We start from the raw sequence: 16279 nt of genomic DNA, 5'->3' as shown, positions 1-16279 counted from the left end.
TAATGACCCTATAGACGTACACGCTAAAAAAGCGCTGAGGAAAGATGTAAACGAAAGGAGATACGGATGACTGAAAATAAAGGAACGCCGGAAGTAGGTTGGAGTTTCGATACTCGCTATACCGATCTGCCATCCATGATGTTTTCAAATGTTGAACCAGAGCCTGTGGAGGCGCCGAAGCTGGTCATTCTGAACGATAGTCTAGCTCAATCACTCGGATTGGATCCAGTTGCGCTGCAACATCAAAACAGTATCGCCGTGCTTGCTGGCAACGAGGTGCCGAAGGGTGCTGCTCCTCTTGCGCAAGCATACGCTGGCCATCAATTTGGCCATTTTACGATGTTAGGGGACGGCCGAGCGATCCTTCTCGGGGAACAGATTACGCCAAATGGAGAGCGATTTGATATTCAGCTAAAAGGATCGGGGCGTACGCCTTATTCAAGGCAAGGAGATGGCCGAGCGGCTCTTGGACCGATGCTGCGAGAGTACATCATAAGTGAAGCGATGCACGCCTTGGGAATTCCGACAACGCGTAGCCTGGCAGTTGTGACAACCGGTGAATCCGTATTCCGGGAAACGGTGCTTCCGGGGGCGATTCTTACCCGGGTGGCCGCTAGTCATATACGGGTCGGCACGTTCCAATTCGCTGCCAATGCAGGGTCGGAGGAAGAGCTTAAAGCACTGGCTGATTACACGTTGGCGCGGCATTTCCCAGAAGTTGAAGCCGATCGCGAAAACCGTTATCTCGCCTTGCTACAGGAAGTGATCAAGCGTCAGGCTGAACTGATCGCCAAATGGCAGCTCGTCGGCTTTATTCATGGTGTGATGAACACAGACAACATGACGATTAGCGGGGAAACGATTGACTATGGCCCTTGTGCTTTCATGGATGTGTACGATCCGGAAACGGTTTTCAGCTCGATTGATACGCGTGGTCGTTATGCGTATGGCAATCAACCGCGGATCGGGGCGTGGAACCTTGCCCGTTTTGCAGAGGCTCTTTTGCCGCTGTTGGCCGATGATCAGGACGAAGCGATCAAGCTGGCCGAGGCGGAAATTTCCAATTACGCGGAGCAGTTTGAGCACCATTGGCTGAATGGAATGAGAGCTAAGCTCGGTTTGTTCAACGAAGAATCCGAGGACCTGTCCCTCATAAAAGATCTGCTCGAAGTAATGCACAAGCATAAGGCAGACTTTACGAATACGTTCCGCGCGCTCACGTTCGATGAACAGGAAGAGACGGGCTTGCACGACAAACTCGAATTCACGGAATGGCATGAGCGATGGCAGGCTCGATTAGGGAGACAGGAACAAACGAAAGATGATTCTCATAACTTGATGAAAATGAGTAATCCAGCGGTGATTCCTCGGAACCATCGGGTAGAAGAGGCTTTGGAGGCCGCGGTTGAACAAGAAGACTATCAAGTGATGGAACGGCTCCTAAAAGTGCTGGCCAATCCATTTGCCCATTCTCCTGAACAAAAGGCGTACGCCAAACTTCCTGCTCCTTGCGCCATTCCGTACCGCACTTATTGCGGAACGTAAGACCAGTGCGAAACTCGCCAATTGGCGGGTTTTTTGCATTATTTGAGCAGCTGTCATTAAGTTTCCCTCATTTATTGGTGAAAAAAACCAGAATAGGTAGTATGATCATGATAGGACACAAACGAAAATCAATGACCCTATCATGAGCAGATTTTTATATGAGGATAGGAATTTTATTCTATTCATCTGAATCTTCTGATCTGTTTATCTCGTACTTATAAAAGATCATGCTCGGAAGGGGCCGGTTGCTCATTTTTCACCACGGATTACCGTACCGAGAAAACGGAGGAGATCGGTGACAAGTTAAAAAAAAGAACGTGTCATCAAAGTAAGGGAATCTTAAATCGTACCTTAAGGAGTGGAAACCATGAATGTTGTATTACTTGTCAGTGCTGTCATTACAATGATCGTTGTTCTTAATAACATCATTTCCATTGAAAAAAAGAAGCCTTCATCGATGGGAAAGGAAATCAAACAAACACTTCATATGATGCCATGGGGCCTTCTACTGCTGGGATGTCTAATTCTCATCCCTTTTGAAGTGTGGGTCCTAACTGGAAGCTCCAATGATTGGGACGGTGTCTATATTGTTGCAGCTACGTTTATCATGACGCTCATTCTATGTTATGCGTACTATTACAAACGAAAGCAGCTTTAATTATTGTTTATTTTTTGTTCTAATATGACCTCTTGAAATAAAATTCAACTGGCTCGAAGGCAATTTTTAATAATCACGAACTAAGGGGAAGACAACTGAAACGGAAACTATTGATTGTGTTTCCTGTCATAGTACGTATGTTCTTCTTCATTTTTTAGACAAATTTAGTACGACAAATGATATTGCGGTTTTCTAAAAGCTGTAGTACAATTTAAATGTGAAATAGTTCACAAATTAAGAATTGAGCTATCAAACTTGTTTTTATCTCTTTTCATGTGAAATACTTCACATAATGAAATTCAGTAGTGGTATGGGTCATCAAGAAGAATGTTCATTTTGGGAAATGGACAGACTGTAAGTGGAGGCAGGTTAGAGTTGCATGTACAACTATGGCATGCGCTCCTGTAGCAGAAGGCTCGGCAATCGCCGAGTTTACTTTAAAAAAATCATGTGAAAATATTCACAAACAAAGTAACTTGGAGGGATTTCTTATGGCTATTACTAAAGGAAACAAAATTGTCTTAGTTGGTACAGGTGCGGTTGGTTCAAGTTATGCGTATGCGTTAATGAATCAAGGGATCAGTGACGAGCTCATCCTAGTTGACTTAAATGAGGAGAAGGCGAAAGGGGACGTATTGGACTTAAATCATAGCATTGTGTACGCACCTAGCCCAATGGAAATTAAGTTCGGTTCATATGAGGATTGCAAGGATGCAGCACTTGTTGTCATCTGTGCCGGGGCTGCGCAAAAACCTGGGGAGACGAGATTAGATTTAGTTCATAAAAATGTGGGCATTTTCGATTCGATTGTAGGGAACATCATGAAGTCCGGCTTTAATGGCATCTTTCTAGTTGCGACAAATCCTGTCGATATTTTAGCGTACGCCACTTGGAAATTCTCAGGCTTGCCGAAGGAGCGTGTCATTGGCTCAGGAACCGTGTTAGATACGGCGAGATTTCGCTATTTGCTTGGAGAAGAAATGAACGCTGCGCCCACAAGTGTTCATGGCTACATTATTGGCGAGCATGGGGATTCACAGCTGCCGGTCTGGAGCTCTGCTACCATTGCGGGAACGCCAATTGCTCCTAGATTAACCGACGAGAAAAAGCAAGAAATGGCTGAAAATGTGCGCGATGCCGCCTACAAAATCATTGAGGCGAAAGGGGCAACGTATTATGGTATCGCCACAGGGTTAGCAAGAATTACGCGAGCGATTTTAAAAAACGAAAATGTTGTTCTCCCTGTCGGTACGTTGTTAGAAGGAGAAAATGGTCATGACGATGTCTATATTGGCGTACCAGCGATCATTAATCGTGAAGGCGTTAGACAAGTGGTCGAGCTTTCCCTAAACGACGAGGAAAAAGAAAAATTTGCTCGCTCTGTTGAAACGTTAAAAGACATTCAAGCAGCCATTTGGTCGTAGACAATCGATCAACATCTAAGGCAAGGGAGCCGTTACTATGTTAGTTGAAACATACGATCCATTTCAACATTTAGCCGTATCAGCATTCGTTGCAGCGATTCCGATCCTGTTACTCCTTTTATGCTTGACTGTTTTCAAAATGCAAGGAATTCAAGCAGCTCTTTTGACTTTACTCGTGACGTTTTTTATTGCTGGGCTCGTATTTCATTTACCTTTCGGCGAGTCCATAGGCAGTATTGTACAAGGGGTTGTGCAAGGACTGTGGCCGATCGGTTACATTATTGTGATGGCCGTTTGGTTATATAAAATTGCGGTTGCATCTGGAAAATTTGCTGTGTTACGAGGAAGCATTATAGGTATATCAAGAGATCAGCGAATTCAGTTATTACTCATCGGATTTTGTTTTAATGCGTTCCTTGAGGGGGCTGCGGGCTTCGGGGTACCGATTGCGATCTGTGCGGTTCTCTTAGTATCATTAGGCTTTAAGCCATTGCAGGCAGCCATGCTTTGTTTGATTGCAAACGGTGCTTCCGGTGCATTTGGAGCGATTGGAATCCCGGTTGGTATTATTGATACGCTTGGATTAGAAGGTCAAGTCACGTCAATGGACGTGTCGATGATGACAGCTTTGACGCTGCCGATGATTAATTTTACCATTCCATTTTTACTTATTGGGTTAATGGACGGTTGGAAAGGGATCAAGGAAATCCTCCCAGCCATTCTCGTCACATCTTCCGTTTACACTGTGTCACAAGCCCTTATTACAATCTTTATAGGTCCAGAGTTGGCCGATATTATACCATCACTCTTAACCATGGGCTTACTGGCGTTGTTTCTTAAAAGATGGCAGCCGCGGAACATCTTCTTACTCAACGGAAACGGTTGTGAGTCCGAACATGCTTCATTAAAGGATGTCATCAAGGCATGGTCTCCGTTTTACTTGTTAACGATGTTTGTTTTTCTTTGGAGCTTACCAGCCTTTAAAGGATTGTTTGCTGAAGGGGGAGCACTTGAGTTTTCAAAGTGGGCATTTGTTGTCCCTGGATCATCGATTGAGGTAGGGGTTGATTTTATCGGAGCAACAGGAACCGCGATTCTATTAGCAGCAGTTACAACCGTAACCACTACGAAAACGATTCGCATGAAGGAGAGTATTAGCCTTCTTAAAAAAGTGATCGTCGACTTCTCCATTCCGATCATGATGATCTGTGCCATTATTGGAATCGCAAAATTAATGACCTATGGGGGTCTAACGATGGCTTTAGGGGAGGCAGTTGCCACCACAGGGGCGTTCTTCCCCTTCCTTTCACCAATCTTAGGGTGGATTGGCGTATTTATGACAGGTTCAGTCGTGAACAATAATACATTATTTGCCCCGATTCAAACGACAGCAGGCTCGATTATCGGGACCAATCCTTCATTACTAGTTGCTGCAAATACAGCTGGTGGCGTCATGGCTAAGCTAGTGTCACCGCAATCGATCGCTATTGCAACGGCAGCGGTTGGAGAAACCGGCAATGAAGCAGCCTTAACAAAAATGACGTTGAAATATAGCTTTGGATTACTCGTGTTTGTCTCGGTATGGACGTATATTTTATCTCTACTCTTTTAAAGATACGTTAAAACAAATTGGAAAAAGGATTAGAGCAATTGTCGCTCTAATCCTTTTTGGGCATCGTTTCAATGGTGAATATTTTTTCTTTTATGAATGGAGAGTGAGTTATCTTATTTTCTTGAACATAATGACTTAGTATTACCTGAAACAATGAAAGCCCTACCTCTCTTCCATCCTTACGGCTCCTTGACCGCGCCAGTGTGAATCAGATTTGTAAACATTAAGTAACTATTTGAATCGAGAAAGTTGATGTAACGTTAAAATTCGTAGAAGAAATGTGTACGATCATAAGGATGAAAGTGTAGAAAAAAGAGGATCATTTATTGAACGTAAGCGGGAAATGGATGAGAGTGTCTAAAAAGCAGTTGACCAACTAACTAAAGCTTTTAATATGATTTTCAGTGATGCCTTCGATTAACCCTAATTCACTATTTAAAAATTCACGTGCGTCATCCAACATTTTCTTTTCACTTGGATTAAGTGCTTTTTCTTTTTTTATACGCATTAAATCGCGTACAACTTCAGCACCTTCTTGAATATGGCCCGTTTTCATTTTATCTGCGTTCATTTTATACCTTTCCTTCCACGGAAGTAACTGCTCTGACTCTCCGTGCTGAAAGATGTGTATAATTTGTTTTAATGCCGTTAGGTCCGTTACAGGACGGATATTTGTACTCGAAATTTTATCCGCTGGAATCATAACGTCCATATTATTAATCGACATTTTTATCACAAAATATTGCTTTCTTTCTCCTGCTATTTCTTTTTCTTCTATGGCTTTAATGATACCTGCTCCATGCATTGGATAAACGACGTGATCGCCAATTTGAAACAAATAACCCACCTCCATATAAGGTAACCTTCTTTAGGTTAACATAAGTGGGTTTTTTAATCAAATTAAATATAATATCATACGTTGGATTTTATCGTCAATAAAAAAGCCGAAAAATTTCATAAGCCTAACTGTAAAAGGGTTTTACAGGTGCTATAACGAAACAAATGAACGTGAGATTGTGATCTAGAAGTGGGAACAAGATTTAAAAAGGAGGGTCACGGGTGATTTTACATACCTATGTTACTGGTGAAGGGGATCCGTTCGTTTTTCTCCATTCAGGGGGAATGACAGGGGCGACGGAATATGAAGAACAACGTGATTTCTTTATAAAACGTTCTGGTCATTCGCCCCGATTTGCGTGGTCACGGGAAGTCAGTAGGGACGATTGATGGAGATTACTTCGGCCATTGCGTGAAAGATTTGGCTGATACGTTAAAGGCCTTGAACGTCACCCAATGTCATTTGGCGGGGGTATCACTTGGAGGGATTGTCGGGCTGCTTTTTGCTAAAGAGTTTCCTGAAATGGTGAAGTCGTTATCGTTCTCTAGCATTTTTCCTGTGAAACCAGATGATTGGGATGAACAAATGAGACAAGAGTTAGAACGCTACCGGCAGTTGTTTGACAGCGATGAAGTGGTTTCATTTATGGATAAGATTCATGGCAAAAACGATTGGACATCGTTGCTCGTCCGTTTTTGTGACGATGATTTCTACCCCGTTTAACTGGCGCTAAGACTCCCATCTCAAGGTTTGGAGGCAACAAAAAAAGATAATGGGAGATAAGCGCCAGTAACAACCCGATTCGTTCAACTAACATTCACTGACGAAAGAAAGCCCCAGTGAATGAAGTTTCACTTTACCCCTTTCATCAAACTGGTGATGTATCCGATTTGAACGTTCCAGCACTACGTATCGTCGGAGACATGCAGGAGTTAGAGGTTTCAGCAGCCATCACGTATCGAACGTTGAACCCAAGCATCCACCTTTCAATCATTCCGATGGCCGGTCATCTAGTCCATAAAGATCAGCCAGCATTATATGCTCAAGCGGTGCATACGTTTATAAAGGGTGTAAAATAAAGGGGAAGAAGGTTCCGAAACGTGACAATTGGTGGTAAACTATAGATGTCATTTTAAAAAAGAGGAGCGTGGATGAATTAAAATGGGTCATAAGTTGAAAGTGTTGTATTACAGCTTTCTTGCATTGATTGCCTTAGGAATCCTCAGTTCTTCCATCATCGCGTATGAGTTCATTGAAAGAGCCGCTCTTTACATTGTCATTGCACTCATTATTACTTGCACTAGTTTATACAACGTTGTGAGATTGATACGAATGAACGCTCTTGTTAAATGAACGAGACCAAGATCCTATTTAAAGGGTCTTGGTCTCATCGTTTATTTGCTGTTGCTTCGGCTTTGCGCATCGCCCCTAAGACGATGCTATATTTTCAGGCCTTTTACATATCTCTCCATCCACTAAACGTAGCGCTTGATGAAGACATATTTCTGATAGCAAAGCGATAGCTTTGAGTTTTTGTAATTCTCATGGTACGTACGCTCGAACCGTTGCTGTCATTGAGATAATAGAATTTTTTGTCCGCACCTACAACACCAATTCTAGCATCTCCTCTGCTATCCCAAACTAGATTCCATGATACTGAGCTATTCTCGATTTTTCTAACCTGTGTATTGAAAACAACCCTTGAACCACCCGAAATTCTTTGGCTGATATTCATGACAGCTGCTATACTAATATCGTCTGTTGATACTTCGTCTGAGAGTTCATCTAGGTAGATAATCTCACTTTCATCAATTTGACTCAAATCTTCAACTTCTGGTTCTTCAGTTTCAAAATCGTGTGTTCGTAAGGAAGATGAGTCTCTTTTTAACTCTTCTTCTGTTATTTCAACTACATAATCGGAAGTATCATAGTTGTTTATTGACACTTCAGATGGAGCTTCCGTCTTTGTTACAAGTTCGTTTTCTACTTCGGGTTTGTCTACATGTGCTGAAACAGTACCGAAGACTGCGACAGCGACTGTAGCTGATAATAAACCACTGAATAAAAGTTTTCTAGTTTTGCTCATAAACGCTCCTCCTATTTCGAAAAAGAATCTTTGTACTCGCAAATGCAGCGCCACATATAAGGAATATATTACCTAATGTGTACTATTTTTGTTATATATACTATTCAAGTTTTAATCAACTTAAATTTGAAAAAAATGAAAATTATATCTCATGAACTGAACCTAGACTACTCGAATCAAACTGGATCGCCTGTCCGAAGGTTCGCTTTCTTTCCGCTGTTGGCTCATTCATTAATGTTCTCCTTTCCTAAAAAGCTACTTTTCCTATTCTCTCTTCTCGAAGGGATCCCTGCATCTATTGCCCAATAAAAGCAAAAATCGCTTGTGTGAAATAGGTATATACTATTTTGCAACCACCTTAGGTGAACTAGCCAAAAATGAAGAAGCCTTTGATGGATATTGGCCCCTGTCTGAGGGCTTCGCCATAAACTTGAGGACAAACCAAGTTTGCTAGTCATTGCGCATCCCCCCATGATCTTCTATAGTAAAGCTATTGATTGGAAAAAGGAGAAAAATCATGAAGCATAAAGGTAAGATTGTATTCGCTCTTTTCTTAGTAACCGTTATTGTGATAATTGGAGCTACGCAAAAAACACCAGCAGAGAAAATGTCCGCTCGATTCTCTGAATATGTGAAAGAGAACCAGTTGGACGTTCTACGCCAAACAACCCCTCAGCCCCTTGAACCATCCTTATTAGCGCTCTATGTCACACCGGATGATCAAATGGGTATCGCTGAATTTGGGGAAGAGACGCAGGCGAGCGCAGAGGCACGTATTGATGGTGATTATACGATTGTCACGTTAGAAGGAAACGACGGTCAATATGTGGGGATTCTCGTGAGTAAGGAGTTTCGCCAGCTTGTGGCCGCTGTCTCCTATTACGATAAACAACACCAGAAGTTAGGTGAAAGTCTCTTTTTAGAGGATGAGTTCATTGTGCTAGATCGACTTGAAAACGATGTGACCGCTGTTTATTCGCTCGAGTTTACCGATCAGAACGGAAAGGTTGTAACCGTGGTCGAAAGTCCGTAAAGTGAAATTCCATCCGATGGAGGGCTTTTGCGTCCTTAATGTTTAAAGTAGGGATTGATATCCACTATTGTGAGAACAGGAACCATTTTTTACGAATACCCTTTACTTATTAAGAACGTCCTCTTTTTCATATTCATCATTTTGTCGTTAGCGAACAGGGGCGAGAACCTGTTACACTTAAGTAAGAAAACGTTATCGGGCAAAATGCTAAAAAACTAGGAGCGAATTGACGATGTATCAAAATTTACAAGAATGCATTAACGATTTAGAGAAGCACGGTCACCTTATCCGCATTCGTGAGGAGGTCGACCCGTACCTTGAGATGGCGGCGATTCATTTAAAAGTGTACGAAGCGGGCGGACCCGCGCTGTTATTTGAGAATGTAAAAGGTTCCAACTATCAAGCCGTCTCCAATTTGTTTGGCACAATGGAGCGTAGCAAGTTTATTTTTCGCCAAACGTGGCAGTCGGCTGAAAATGTCGTCGCGCTTCGGAACGATCCGATGAGTGCGTTGAAACATCCGTTTGCTCATGCACGAACCGCCCTAGCTGCTTCCAAAGCGCTGCCGCTTAAAAAATCTCGGCTACCCGCAGGCTTTGAGGAAATTACCATTTCCGATTTACCGTTGATTCAGCATTGGCCAGACGACGGTGGGGCGTTTATTACACTCCCTCAAGTGTATAGCGAAGATCCTGACAAACCGGGGATCATGAATGCGAATTTAGGCATGTATCGCGTTCAGCTTACTGGCAATGAGTATGAGCTTGATCAAGAGGTTGGGCTCCACTATCAGATTCATCGCGGCATTGGTGTCCATCAGACAAAAGCGAATCAAAAGGGAGAGCCACTCAAGGTTAGCATTTTTGTAGGCGGTCCACCTGCCCATACCCTTTCGGCTGTTATGCCCCTTCCTGAAGGGTTAAGCGAAATGACATTTGCTGGTCTCCTATCAGGCCGGCGGTTCCGCTACAGCTATGTGGACGGCTATTGCATTAGTCATGACGCTGACTTTGTGATTACAGGAGAAATTCATCCCGGCGACACGAAGCCAGAGGGGCCGTTTGGTGATCATTTAGGTTACTACAGCTTAATCCATGACTTCCCGGTTATGAAGGTTCATAAAGTGTATGCAAAGCAAGGAGCGATTTGGCCGTTTACGGTCGTTGGTCGCCCGCCACAGGAAGATACGTCATTTGGGGCGCTTATTCACGAGTTAACAGGAGATGCGGTGAAGCAAGAGATCCCTGGTGTGAAGGAAGTGCATGCTGTCGACGCAGCCGGTGTCCATCCACTCCTGTTTGCGATCGGAAGTGAGCGTTATACCCCTTACCAAAAAGTAAAACAGCCAGCGGAACTGTTAACGATTGCGAATCGCATATTAGGGACAGGCCAGCTAAGTCTTGCTAAATATTTATTCATTACTGCTGAACAGGATAAGCCGTTAAACACACACAAAGAAGAAGAGTTTTTAACGTATCTATTAGAGCGGATCGACCTCCACCGAGATATTCATTTTCAAACGAATACGACGATTGATACGCTCGATTATTCGGGAACGGGATTGAATACAGGGAGCAAGGTCGTTATTGCCGCTTATGGAGATAAAAAGCGAGAGCTGTGCCAAGAGGTGCCTGAGCTGTTTAAGGGATTACAGACATTTCAAAACCCTCGACTCGTTATGCCTGGGGTTGTAGCGCTCGAAGGCCCATCATTTACTTCATACGAAAGGGCACAAGAGGAGTTTCGTGCATTCAGTGAAACGATCACGCAAAATGGGGAGCTGCCGTCATGTCCAATGATTGTTGTCTGTGACGATAGTGAATTCATTAGCAAAAACATCAACAATTTCGTTTGGGTAACGTTCACTCGTAGCAATCCTTCCCATGATATGTACGGGGTGAATAGTTTTTATGAAAACAAGCATTGGGGCTGTGACAACATGATCATTGATGTGCGAACGAAACCACATCATGCGCCGCCACTCATTCCAGACCCAACGGTTGAAGCCAACATTCGACGCTTATTCGAAAAAGGTGGAAGCTTGGAAGATGTGAGACTCCCTTAAAAAGACTACCGATCCACCGGTGAGGTGAGAAAATGGAAGCGTATCAGTTTATAAAAGATTACAAAGCACATGATCCTTATCGAAAGTCCTTTATCCAGCTAGCAAAAAGGATTTTTAATATTGACTTTGCACCGTGGTACGAGCAAGGTTTTTGGAATGACAACTATATTTGCTATAGCTATGTGGATAAACATGAAGTAATCGCCAATGTTTCTGTGAATAAAATGGAGCTGATCATCAACGGGGCAAAACAGAAGGCGATTCAAATCGGCACTGTCATGACCGCTCCGGAGTATCGGCGTCAAGGATTAGCCAAGCAATTGCTGCAAAAAGCATTGGACGATTATGATTCAGCCTATGATTTGTATTTTTTAGCAGCTAATCAAGAGGCGATTCCTCTCTACGAAACATGTGGCTTTCAATTGATTGAAGAGAATTGTTATGAAATCGATATGGCAGGCTATACTCTTTTGGATAAACCGTTGAGACGGGCGGACGTTTCACCTGAAGCCATGGTGGAAGTAAAGAAGGGATCTTGCCCTTTATCGACGGTTTTATCTGCCCAAGGGGACGAGCATATCCTTATGTTTTATTATACGGCAGGCTTTCGTGACTTTATCTACCAAGTCAATAAAGACGTTCATGTGATGTTTCAACTAGAAGGGGACGTGCTCCACTTGTACGACATTTTCTCACCAGCAAAAGTGAATGTGGAACAACTGGTAGAACAAATTGCGCCGCGCGCAACAAAAACGGTCGTCTGTCATTTCACCCCTGATCATTCGGTGAAGCAGCTAACAGCGAAAATTGATTCGACTAGTAGCTGGATGGTTCGGACGACGACGAAAGGGTTTCCTCCGCTCGCTCGATTTCCAAAAATATCGCAAGCGTGAAGTAGAAGATAGCCGGATAGCTCTTATTGCTGTCCGGCTTTATTTCCGTTTTCCTGCGTTTTCGGTCATGAATTACGATTTGGATTGTAAGTGACTCAGTTCAGATAAAGGGAGAAAAGTGGCTAGAGATATTGAATCTTGTTAAGGTACAAAAAAACATGAGAAAATGTGGACATTACAATAGTAGAAATATAGTATATAGACTATAAGGAGTAGTTAAATGATGGCAATTAAGGGGCTGTGTAGTCGTTTGGTAAAGGGCTATTCATATCATGTCGGTGTGTCACTTTTCATGTTCATAGGTCTATATGCATGGCTTACATTTGGTCGTACAGATGTTTAAATGAGGAGGATGCGGTAGGTGGATGTTAGACAAAAGAAACAAAGATTAATGGCAAATCTATTTAGGGCGCGGTTTCCATTCCTTTATATTTCTACTTGGGAAGAGGATCGGGCACGTGCTTTGGTCGAATCAGTCGCAGCTAATCAAGAGTTAATTAAAACACCAAGAAAGGTTATCACTTGGAAGATCACAACGGGCATTTGCGGGGACCAAACCAGTAAAGGTGATACACGGTCAGCGATGAAAGCATTAGAACATATTGAAAATTATCAGGGACCTGCCATTTTTATCCTTTTTGATTTTCATGTGTTTTTCGGGGAAGACGGACGAGTTCCAGACCAACAGATTATTCGAAAGCTTAGGGACCTTGTTTCTAGTCTCAAGCAAAGCCCAAACCCGAAAAACATCGTATTCATCTCACCAAAGCTTGTTTTACCGGATGATTTGGAAAAAGATATTACGATATTTGATTTTGGATTGCCTACTTTTGAAGAAATTAAGCAAAGTTTAGATGAAATGATAGCAGTCAATCAAAAAACAAGCTTAGACTTTCAAATTACGGAAGAAGAAAAAGAAAAATTAGTTAAGGCAAGCTTAGGGTTAACGTTAGCTGAGGCGGAAAATGCATTTGCTAGAGCAATGGTTGAAGATGGCAACCTCTCGATTAATGACGTACCGATTATTCTACAAGAGAAAGAACAAATTATTAAAAAAACAGGTATTTTAGAATTTGTTACGAGTGACCTCAATATTGAAGATGTAGGTGGACTTGAAAATTTAAAGCGTTGGCTGGAAAAGCGAAACAAATCATGGTTAGATTCAGCGCAAAAATATTGCTTGCCTTCCCCTAAAGGTGTGATGATTACTGGAGTTCCAGGTTGTGGGAAAAGTTTAATTAGCAAGGCAATCAGTGATATGTGGAAGCTTCCATTGTTAAGGCTCGATATTGGGAAGATTTATAGTGGGATAGTCGGGAGCAGTGAAGAACGGATGCGCTCGGCCATTCAAACAGCAGAAGCTATCGCCCCTTCCATCTTGTGGATCGATGAAATAGAAAAAGGGTTTGGTGGAGTTAATGGCGCTGGGGATAGTGGAACATCTTCCAGAATTTTTGCGAACTTTCTAACGTGGATGCAAGAAAAGGAGAAGCCTGTCTTCGTCATTGCTACCGCAAATAATATTTCCGGGCTACCACCTGAAATGATGCGTAAAGGCCGATTTGATGAAATCTTTTTTGTAGATTTACCTACACTTCGTGAGCGAATGGATATTTTTAAAGTACATTTAGACAAACGATTAAAGGACCCTGGTGTCATTGGGGACTTTCAGATTTCAGAATCCAATTTGGAGAGACTTGCAAGGCTGACAGAGGGCTTTGTTGGTGCTGAAATTGAGCAAGTGGTCATTAGTGGATTGTTTGAAGCGTTTTATGAAGAGAGAAGTGTCACGTTAGCAGACTTTGAAAAAATTTGTAATCAGTTTATCCCATTATCAGTCACACAAGCCGAACAAATTAAACAGATCAGAGACTGGGCGAATGTTAGAGCGGTTGCTGCTACTCCGAGAAAGGATCGCGAGGAATATGCAGAGAGCCCGACAATAGAAGTCTCTGCGAACCCAATGGATTCAGAGCCAGAGGACATTCATTCTTCACGCGGTGGTCGAACGATTGATTTTTAATGAGTAGAAGGGAGAACGATATGAGTATAGAACTAATTTTAATTCCAATTGGCATTGCTGTTGGTCAAAAAGTAGCTACATTAATTGATAAGAGAAATGAAAATAAAGCTTACACGATTCAAACGGTCATGAAAAAGGAGCATCTGTTAAAGAAGGCAATCGAACAATATGGCTGTAGTGTTCAAGGCGACGAGACAAACTATCAAACCGAAGTTGGTGATATCAAGATCGGCTTCTACCAAAATGAAGAAGGGGTTTTTGAAGCCATTTTTGATGAAAGTGTAGAACAAGAGCATGCATTAGAGTTCATCGAGAATTTGCATACTGAGTACAAATATCTTATTCAGCAAGAAACTTACACAAGGCTAGTGGAGCGTGCAAAGAAAAATGGGTTGGAGCTTGAATCGGAAGCTATTCAAAAAGACCGTTCGATTTTATTAACCTTTGAAGTACAGTCGTAAGGTGGTGGATGAAATGGATAAAAAAAAGCTACAAATCCGCATAACAGAAGATGGAGAGATCTTTGCTGAGACATTAGGTATCAAGGGAAAAGAGTGCCTTGAATACATTCAGTTATTAGAGGAATTGCTTGACGCTGAAACAGTCGATTCCAATTTTACGCATGAATATTATGAATCTGAAATTGTAACACACAAGCAAAATAAACAAACGATAAAGGAGGAATAACGTGTGGCGAATATCACAAGTAAAGGGAAGGGTTGGGAAATAAGAAACTCAATTTGGATCATGTGGACTTTTCCGTTAGGTATGTTAAGTTATATTTCATTTTTTTACGCTGGTTATAAAGTGAAGCAAAGAAAGTGGACGATTGCCGCACTAATTTATGCAGCACTATTTATTATCACTATGGTTTCTTATGACATTTTCCATTCAGACCACCCAATTTATAACGTTGTGTCAACTATTCACATCATTGCTTGGATCGTCTCAATTGTCCATGCGTTCATAATTCGCCCAGAGTACTTAATTCGATTGGAAGCCATGGGGTCGTCAAAATATGACCACTTAAAGAAAAGGGTAGCTACAGAAACGAAACAAAAGCTTACGGCACATCACGCGATTAACCAAGTAGAATCACCTCGACCAAATATGAAAGCCAACGCACCTATAGAGAAAGGTGAGGTTGAGGAACGTTTGAATGAGCGTTCTTCTGTAAATATTAACATCGCGTCGGAAGCGGAACTTGCAAGAATTCCTGCTATTGGCAGCTTGTATGCGCGCCGAATCATCTCCGCTCGAAATGATGTGGGCTCTTTCAAGTCTTTTGATCATTTTGTTGAGGTTCTTTCGATTAAGCCACACCTTGCAGAAAAGATTAGGCCTCATCTGTCGTTTCCTAGTAACGGAAAGCTCAACGAAGGAGAAGGAACTCGTGAACCGAACAAGGCGCCAGCGGGGAGAGTCTTGGATTTCTAATGGATTTACGTATTCATCGGTATTTACCTTTAACCTCAGTGGAGGGCCCAGGGAAACGTTTTTGCCTCTGGGTTCAAGGATGCTCGATTCGGTGTGAAGGGTGTGCAGTCCCATGGACATGGTCAGTAGACAATGGAAAAGTCATAAGCATTGACCAGCTTTTTCATGAGATTAAGGAAAGCAAAGAGAACCACGATATTGAGGGCGTTACCTTTCTGGGCGGGGAGCCCTTTGACCAACCCGAGGCGCTAGGAGAGCTTGCACAAAAGGTAAAAAGCTTAGGGCTGACGGTTATGTCTTTCTCAGGTTACATGTATGAGGATCTTAAACAAAGGGAGGACTGTCAGCTGTTCCTTTCAGCTATCGATCTACTAATTGATGGCCCCTTTGTAAAAGAGAAGCTGGATTTAAGCAGGCCTTGGACTGGATCATCAAACCAGCGCTATCATTTTTTAACGGATAAGTATAAACATCTAGAACAGCAAATAGCGTCCATCAGCAACAAGATTGAAATTCGTATACTTGAAGATGGATTGGTCTCTGTTAATGGGATGGCAACTCAACAAACGTTAGAAGAATTATTTCATAAAACGGAATTTAAAAAATTAAGTCCAACGAAGTTTAAAGAACAAGGCTAGCAGCAGCTCATCTCAAAGGACAGACGA

Annotated in this window: 18 protein-coding genes; 16 read left to right on the top strand and 2 right to left on the bottom strand. The window is 42.4% G+C overall.

Going from position 1 to position 16279, the window contains the following annotated elements; genetic code table 11:
- Positions 1–66: 66 nt before the first annotated feature.
- The 4 genes from FED51_RS20140 to FED51_RS20125 all read left to right on the top strand — a co-directional run bounded on the left by FED51_RS20140 (position 67) and on the right by FED51_RS20125 (position 5239).
- Positions 67–1545, top strand: coding sequence for a protein adenylyltransferase SelO (locus FED51_RS20140; protein WP_053430071.1), 1479 nt, complete (start codon positions 67–69; stop codon positions 1543–1545).
- A gap of 367 nt (positions 1546–1912) precedes the next feature.
- Complete coding sequence (locus FED51_RS20135; protein ID WP_010900063.1) at positions 1913–2203, top strand: hypothetical protein; 291 nt, start codon at positions 1913–1915, stop codon at positions 2201–2203.
- A 491-nt stretch (positions 2204–2694) separates the two neighbouring features.
- Complete coding sequence (locus FED51_RS20130) at positions 2695–3627, top strand: L-lactate dehydrogenase (RefSeq protein WP_053430070.1); 933 nt, start codon at positions 2695–2697, stop codon at positions 3625–3627.
- A gap of 37 nt (positions 3628–3664) precedes the next feature.
- On the top strand, positions 3665–5239 hold the full coding sequence (locus FED51_RS20125) for an L-lactate permease (RefSeq protein ID WP_053430069.1): 1575 nt from the start codon (positions 3665–3667) through the stop codon (positions 5237–5239).
- A 376-nt stretch (positions 5240–5615) separates the two neighbouring features.
- On the opposite strand, the gene FED51_RS20120 is transcribed toward FED51_RS20125, so the two are convergent.
- On the bottom strand, positions 5616–6092 hold the full coding sequence (locus FED51_RS20120) for a CarD family transcriptional regulator (RefSeq protein WP_041821004.1): 477 nt from the start codon (positions 6090–6092) through the stop codon (positions 5616–5618).
- Positions 6093–6298: 206 nt separating this feature from the next.
- On the opposite strand from FED51_RS20120, the gene FED51_RS21245 reads away from it, so the two are divergent.
- The 4 genes from FED51_RS21245 to FED51_RS20105 all read left to right on the top strand — a co-directional run bounded on the left by FED51_RS21245 (position 6299) and on the right by FED51_RS20105 (position 7430).
- Positions 6299–6466: a hypothetical protein gene (locus FED51_RS21245; protein WP_175414342.1), complete on the top strand. Its 168-nt coding sequence runs from the start codon at positions 6299–6301 to the stop codon at positions 6464–6466.
- Positions 6432–6800 (top strand): alpha/beta fold hydrolase, encoded by a 369-nt coding sequence (locus tag FED51_RS20115; protein WP_175414341.1) that lies wholly within the window; start codon positions 6432–6434, stop codon positions 6798–6800. Before FED51_RS21245 ends, FED51_RS20115 begins: the two co-directional genes overlap by 35 nt.
- A gap of 167 nt (positions 6801–6967) precedes the next feature.
- Entirely contained in the window at positions 6968–7156 is a 189-nt protein-coding gene (locus tag FED51_RS20110; RefSeq protein WP_138090987.1) for an alpha/beta fold hydrolase, read from the top strand.
- A gap of 82 nt (positions 7157–7238) precedes the next feature.
- Positions 7239–7430, top strand: coding sequence for a hypothetical protein (locus FED51_RS20105; protein WP_041821002.1), 192 nt, complete (start codon positions 7239–7241; stop codon positions 7428–7430).
- A gap of 103 nt (positions 7431–7533) precedes the next feature.
- On the opposite strand, the gene FED51_RS20100 is transcribed toward FED51_RS20105, so the two are convergent.
- Complete coding sequence (locus FED51_RS20100) at positions 7534–8163, bottom strand: hypothetical protein (RefSeq protein WP_053430067.1); 630 nt, start codon at positions 8161–8163, stop codon at positions 7534–7536.
- A 517-nt stretch (positions 8164–8680) separates the two neighbouring features.
- Here FED51_RS20100 and FED51_RS20095 point away from each other — a divergent pair.
- The 8 genes from FED51_RS20095 (at position 8681) to FED51_RS20060 (ending at position 16252) form a co-directional block, all read left to right on the top strand.
- Positions 8681–9196 carry a hypothetical protein gene (locus tag FED51_RS20095; protein WP_053430065.1) on the top strand — a complete coding sequence of 172 codons (516 nt, stop codon included), beginning with the start codon at positions 8681–8683 and terminating at the stop codon, positions 9194–9196.
- 232 nt (positions 9197–9428) lie between these two features.
- Positions 9429–11261, top strand: coding sequence for a UbiD family decarboxylase (locus FED51_RS20090; RefSeq protein ID WP_053430064.1), 1833 nt, complete (start codon positions 9429–9431; stop codon positions 11259–11261).
- A 32-nt stretch (positions 11262–11293) separates the two neighbouring features.
- Entirely contained in the window at positions 11294–12154 is an 861-nt protein-coding gene (locus tag FED51_RS20085) for a GNAT family N-acetyltransferase (protein WP_053430063.1), read from the top strand.
- A 361-nt stretch (positions 12155–12515) separates the two neighbouring features.
- Complete coding sequence (locus FED51_RS20080) at positions 12516–14177, top strand: AAA family ATPase (protein WP_233443860.1); 1662 nt, start codon at positions 12516–12518, stop codon at positions 14175–14177.
- A 20-nt stretch (positions 14178–14197) separates the two neighbouring features.
- The gene (locus FED51_RS20075; protein ID WP_053430062.1) at positions 14198–14638 is read left to right on the top strand and encodes a DUF1257 domain-containing protein; all 441 of its coding nucleotides are present in this window, start codon (positions 14198–14200) and stop codon (positions 14636–14638) included.
- A gap of 13 nt (positions 14639–14651) precedes the next feature.
- Positions 14652–14864 carry a DUF2997 domain-containing protein gene (locus FED51_RS20070; protein ID WP_053430061.1) on the top strand — a complete coding sequence of 71 codons (213 nt, stop codon included), beginning with the start codon at positions 14652–14654 and terminating at the stop codon, positions 14862–14864.
- Positions 14865–14867: 3 nt separating this feature from the next.
- The gene (locus tag FED51_RS20065; RefSeq protein ID WP_053430060.1) at positions 14868–15614 is read left to right on the top strand and encodes a ComEA family DNA-binding protein; all 747 of its coding nucleotides are present in this window, start codon (positions 14868–14870) and stop codon (positions 15612–15614) included.
- On the top strand, positions 15614–16252 hold the full coding sequence (locus FED51_RS20060; RefSeq protein WP_053430059.1) for a 4Fe-4S single cluster domain-containing protein: 639 nt from the start codon (positions 15614–15616) through the stop codon (positions 16250–16252). The genes FED51_RS20065 and FED51_RS20060 overlap by 1 nt, the downstream gene beginning before the upstream one ends.
- Positions 16253–16279 lie beyond the last annotated feature (27 nt).

Source organism: Halalkalibacterium halodurans, assembly GCF_005671335.1.
GTDB classification, from domain to species: domain Bacteria; phylum Bacillota; class Bacilli; order Bacillales; family Bacillaceae_D; genus Halalkalibacterium; species Halalkalibacterium halodurans.
This window is presented reverse-complemented; position numbering and strand designations above follow the sequence as displayed.